Raw genomic sequence first — 4,840 nt, 5'->3', positions numbered from 1 at the left:
GGAATGCCCGGGGTCACGATTAACGGACAACCCATTGCTGTAATGGGCGATATGTGTACTTGTGCCGGGCCGCCCGACATGATCGCTCAGGGTTGTCCGGGTGTCACTATAAATGGAAAACCAATTGCAACTGTTGGGAGCATGACAGCACATGGAGGACAGATAGTCCAGGGGATTCCCGGTGCAACCATTAGTCCAAGCAAACCTACTCCGAACAAAACGATGCCTCTTAAAGAAATTCCTTTCCCCAAAATCACCATCAAAGATCGCGTAGGCGCCGCAATGAAAGGAAAGAGTAAGTACTTAAACGAGGCAAAGAAAAACCAGGAGCAGATAAAGAAAGAGGCTGAGGAGCAGGAGAAAGAACCCCTGATTTACAATCTCCAATGGCTCAAAAACACCAATGAGACAACCAAAAGTAAAGCCGAACAAAAACTTACCCTGAGTGCTTCTGTCAAAGGGATTAACGATGGCAGCAAAATCACCTTCACGATATTTAAGGAATCAGAAGACCCCAAAGCTGATGATACCGAATTGGACAAGATCACTGCAAGCGTGAAGGATAACATCGTAACTGCCGACTGGGATGTGAATGAAGCCTTATTTGAATCTGAAAGCAAAGAATCCGGGTCATCCAAAGAAAAACTATTGAGTAAACTTTATTTTACTGCCGACCATGACCAATAAGCCCAAAAGTAACCTGTGTGATATTTTTGAAGATTGCATTACCATACATCCTTTCAGGTATGGATTAAATCGAACCGACGACTATACGGGATTTCCCAAAATCAAGTTCCCGGTGCCCGAAACTCATTTCAGCGTTCAGTTTCCCGATTATTCTTTTTTGCCATCGGTTAATGTAGATAATGAGAAATCCTCAGACCCGGATAATAAAGAAAATGACAAAAACGGTAATAAATTCTCGTTTTATGACTCGGAAGAACAGGTCGCTGCTCCCCATTCTACACGAGTGCAGAAGTCTGTGTCAGACGATGCCAAAACCTTTCCTTCAGGGTATAAATACAGCTACGGGGCTACCCCGTTACATGAGGGCTGGCTCTATATGTATAACGAAACCGATGATTCGGTAAAGGAGTATCAGGTAGCTGCATCCAATGGCAATCCCTTGTTCAGGCTTTGCAGGCACAACGACATAGAAAAATCCGCTCTGCGGCTGCCCGATTTCGGAACAATTTGGACCAAAGGTGTAAATGTGGACAAAGACGCAGTGATTTACATGGAATTTTCTCATATACAATGGGATCCTGACATCATTGACAAGGTGTTAAAGAATCAGTCGATGCGTACTGAAAACATCCAAAAAATTGATGTTAATGACTGGGTTGCAGGGAATGCGCAGGATGGCGTTTTTGATTATGAAACAGCCAAATCGCTCTATATTCCTAATCCTTCGGATACGGTGGGGTTTGATTTCCACTACGGCGATTGTCAGGAAGACGACAGCGAGGTTTTTGCCTGCATTCACGATCGTGTAGGAGCCGCAAACGATTTGTGCAATGAAATTACCCGTCTGGAATTGTTGCAGGAGAGTTTGATTGCTTCGGTGCGCACGGGTGTGTCTGCTGACCTGGCACTGGAAACGCTTCTGAAAAACCCTGAAGCTGAAATTGATAATTTGCCACAGGCCGAAGGTGTAACGGCACCGAAAAAGAGCTTTGAGCATCAGTATATGATAGCCCAAAGTACTTACAGGGCTTTGTTTGCTGAACTGAAAAACCTGAATGAGGAACGTGACTACAGCAGCAGAAAACGGGACGAGATAGAAGATCAGGCCAAAAAGGTGAACCGCGAAGCGGTGGAGAAAATCCTACAAATAAAAAAGCGCCGGGAAATACGGCATGCCATCAATCAAACCCGGCACAATTTGCACCGCTTCTTAAAAAGCGATTATTATGCTTTTCTGTTTCGGGTAACGGGTGTGGATTATGCCGAAAAATTGAACGATTCAAAAAATGTGTTTTTGTTTCATGACAGCTGCCTCTCGAAAGATCCGAGATGCCGCGATGCCGATATTGTTACCCGATACGATGCGCCCCTGAATTTTGATACGTATTATTCTGAAAAACTGGGCGAGGAAAAATCGCCTTTTGCCAAAATAATGCGCAGTCCTGTTAACATGGATTATGTCAAACCTGAAGAGGCCGAGGAGACGTTGCTGGGGATGGTTGAAACCTATATTAACGTGGGACAAAAAGCTGCCGATTTCACATCAAAAGCTGCCGACCTCCTTAGTGGCAGGGAAGCGGCAAATATTCTCTCCGATTTCCTCAACAGTGCAAAATTTACCGAAGTTGAGTTTGAAGTGCAAGAGGAGACAATTTTAGATGTGATTAAGTATGCGGAAGAGGTCATGCTGGAGACAATGAGTGAGAGACAAACTGATATCCCAAAAAGTCTTTTATCCAAAGCCATCCAAAACAAAATGAGTGGCGATGGCAGAGGCAAGGTGCCCACCATAAAGGTAAAGCTGAAGACCGGAAACACCACGGCCAGGAAGGTGGCTGTTTTTTTTGAATCTAAAGGTTTTAAGCGACTGGGAGCCGGACTGGCTGTTTTTAACCTGGCACGAGCTCTGAATCCCTCCGATGACGATAGTGGTTTACAGGATGCCCTAGCTGTGGGGGCCGCCACTTTTTCTCTAATCCAAAATATTGGCGAGTATGCGGCTTTGCGCAGGAACTCTGTTAAAATCCTGGGCAAACGCGTTTTAATGAAGGGCATTATCAGAGGTGCCGGCATTATAGCCGATGGATTGACCATTGTCGGGTGCCTGTTGGATGCTTCGGATGCCTTCAGACGCAATAATGCTGAAGCAGCAGTAGCTTACGTTGGCGCAGCCGCTTCTGCAACCGCTTCGTTGATACTCGTGACAAAGGGTGGCACCGTTTTTCTCTCCACAGCAGGAGCGGGAACCACGGCTGCCGCAGCACTGGCATCCATAGAATTTGTAATTCTAACCATTCTGCTTGCTCTGTTGACCGCAGGAATGCTTTATTTAGCTGCATATTTAACCCACTCGCCCCTTGAAGAATTTTATAGAAATTACATCTTTAATCAAAAGGGGTTAAAGAAACTTTTGTCCAAAAACCAGGATGCAGATATTATTGCATTAATGCAGTTAATACATCTTAAACGAGAAGATATAATTGACGATTATTTTGGGCAATGGAGAGATTATGAAAACATCCTTCTGGAGTTTGAAAGCTTGTATCCTGCAGTTTTGGTGGAGTCGCCTCAAATTGTTCAGTCAGAAAAAAGAATGAAACTTTCCTGGTGGCAACAAGCCTTTATGGGGCTTACAACTCCCGAATCACCGGCTTACTTCATCGAAGAAAAAGCAGATACCATTACCTTTAACTGCCATCTTTTGCAGATAACCCCCAATATGGACATCGATTTCGGGTTGTTGTCCTATTCTTCTGAAGAAGGTAAGATGGTAGCGTTTGGGGAGGAGTTGAGAGATGCGGAGATAGACCGAAATTCCTTGCGAATTTCTATTGTATATAATATTAAAATAATCAACAAGTCGCTTTTTTACAATGATGGCTTCTTTTATATCCGTATTTTATTGGACGCTCTAAAGAACAGTTACTGGCCCAGGGAACATGAAAAAGAACCCCGTTATTTTTTCTTCAATGTTGGCCTTAAAGGCACGAAACCATTAATATACCTGTTTAACACGACCTTAACGAGAAATCAGGATGGAGACTATCTTGATTATGAAACAAAAAAGAATCAGTGGATTATGTCAATTGATGAATTTAAATCTCTTGCCCGTATCAAGGAAGAAAAAACCATTACCAAAACCAATAACCATGTGTTCTATGTTGATTAAAAAAATAGTATTCATCATAATTTGTATTGCTTCATTTGTAGCCTGCAATATTGAGCCCGGCAAGCGCGAAACTTCTGATTCCAAAACCGTATCACAACTTGATACGGTTTGGAAAGAAGTGGTTCCGTTTAAAGAGAAGCATGACATTTTAGATACCGATACCGTACTGATAGGTATCTGCGATACAGTGATGCAAAAATACAATGCCAGTCTTGAACGGTTGGATGGAATTATCAATAGTATAGCACAAAAGGTTAAGCACTATGATAAACAACCTTTTTATTGGGTGGAGTTAGACAAAAATGGTTCCTGCAGGGTTCTTTTAGAACTAAATAGAATTCCATTAGCTTATGCATACACTAAAAACCGTCCGGAATATCGTATAGATTATTTAAATCCATATATAGAAAAAAGTGGGAAACAACATCTTAAAGTCAGAGTATATAGTCCAATCAGACCTCAATTTAGTTCTGGGACTTATAAAATCAAACTCCGCATTGGCTACGGTGCCGACAAGCGCAAATCAGATGCCGCCCCGGAGCATTTAACCGAAATAATCACGCTTCCGGAATATGTTCTGGACAACGGCACGCAATATTGGGATACCACCATTACTTTTCAGGCGCAGGTGCCGTGGGACCACTCACACCGGTTAGAAAATGCCGTGGATTTACGTACCCTGCCCGATTTGGAAGAAAGGGTGCTGAGGAAATATGAGCAAATCAGGCAATACTTTGTTAATTGTGATATAGCAGGAAAAATAGAATCGTCAGAAATCAAATCATCCTATTATTATGGATCATTGTATAAAACTAGCCTAAATGATATTAAACAAGACATACTGACAAGTTTATTATCATTCAACCCAAGTTTCTCTAAAAAACAAGTTTTTCCTATAGAAAATTACGAATTAGCATTGTATAGAGACAGTAAAATCGCATTATTAAGAGGCATTTTTGATAAAAGTGCCGTGATAAAATTGAC

The 4,840-nt window shown here is 42.4% G+C and carries 3 protein-coding genes; all 3 read left to right on the top strand.

The features are described from left to right. Nucleotides 1–687: PAAR domain-containing protein (locus BY457_RS18710; RefSeq protein WP_106154851.1), on the top strand; the 687-nt coding region annotated here is incomplete at its 5' end. Then, complete coding sequence (locus BY457_RS18705; RefSeq protein ID WP_106154850.1) at nt 677–3,856, top strand: toxin VasX; 3,180 nt, start codon at nt 677–679, stop codon at nt 3,854–3,856. The genes BY457_RS18710 and BY457_RS18705, both read left to right, overlap by 11 nt. Then, nucleotides 3,846–4,840, top strand: a 995-nt coding sequence (locus tag BY457_RS18700; protein WP_146131016.1) for a hypothetical protein, incomplete at its 3' end; no start/stop codon positions are given. The genes BY457_RS18705 and BY457_RS18700, both read left to right, overlap by 11 nt.

This window comes from Marinilabilia salmonicolor, assembly GCF_003003035.1.
In the GTDB taxonomy this organism is placed as follows: Bacteria; Bacteroidota; Bacteroidia; order Bacteroidales; family Marinilabiliaceae; genus Marinilabilia; species Marinilabilia salmonicolor_A.
This window is presented reverse-complemented; position numbering and strand designations above follow the sequence as displayed.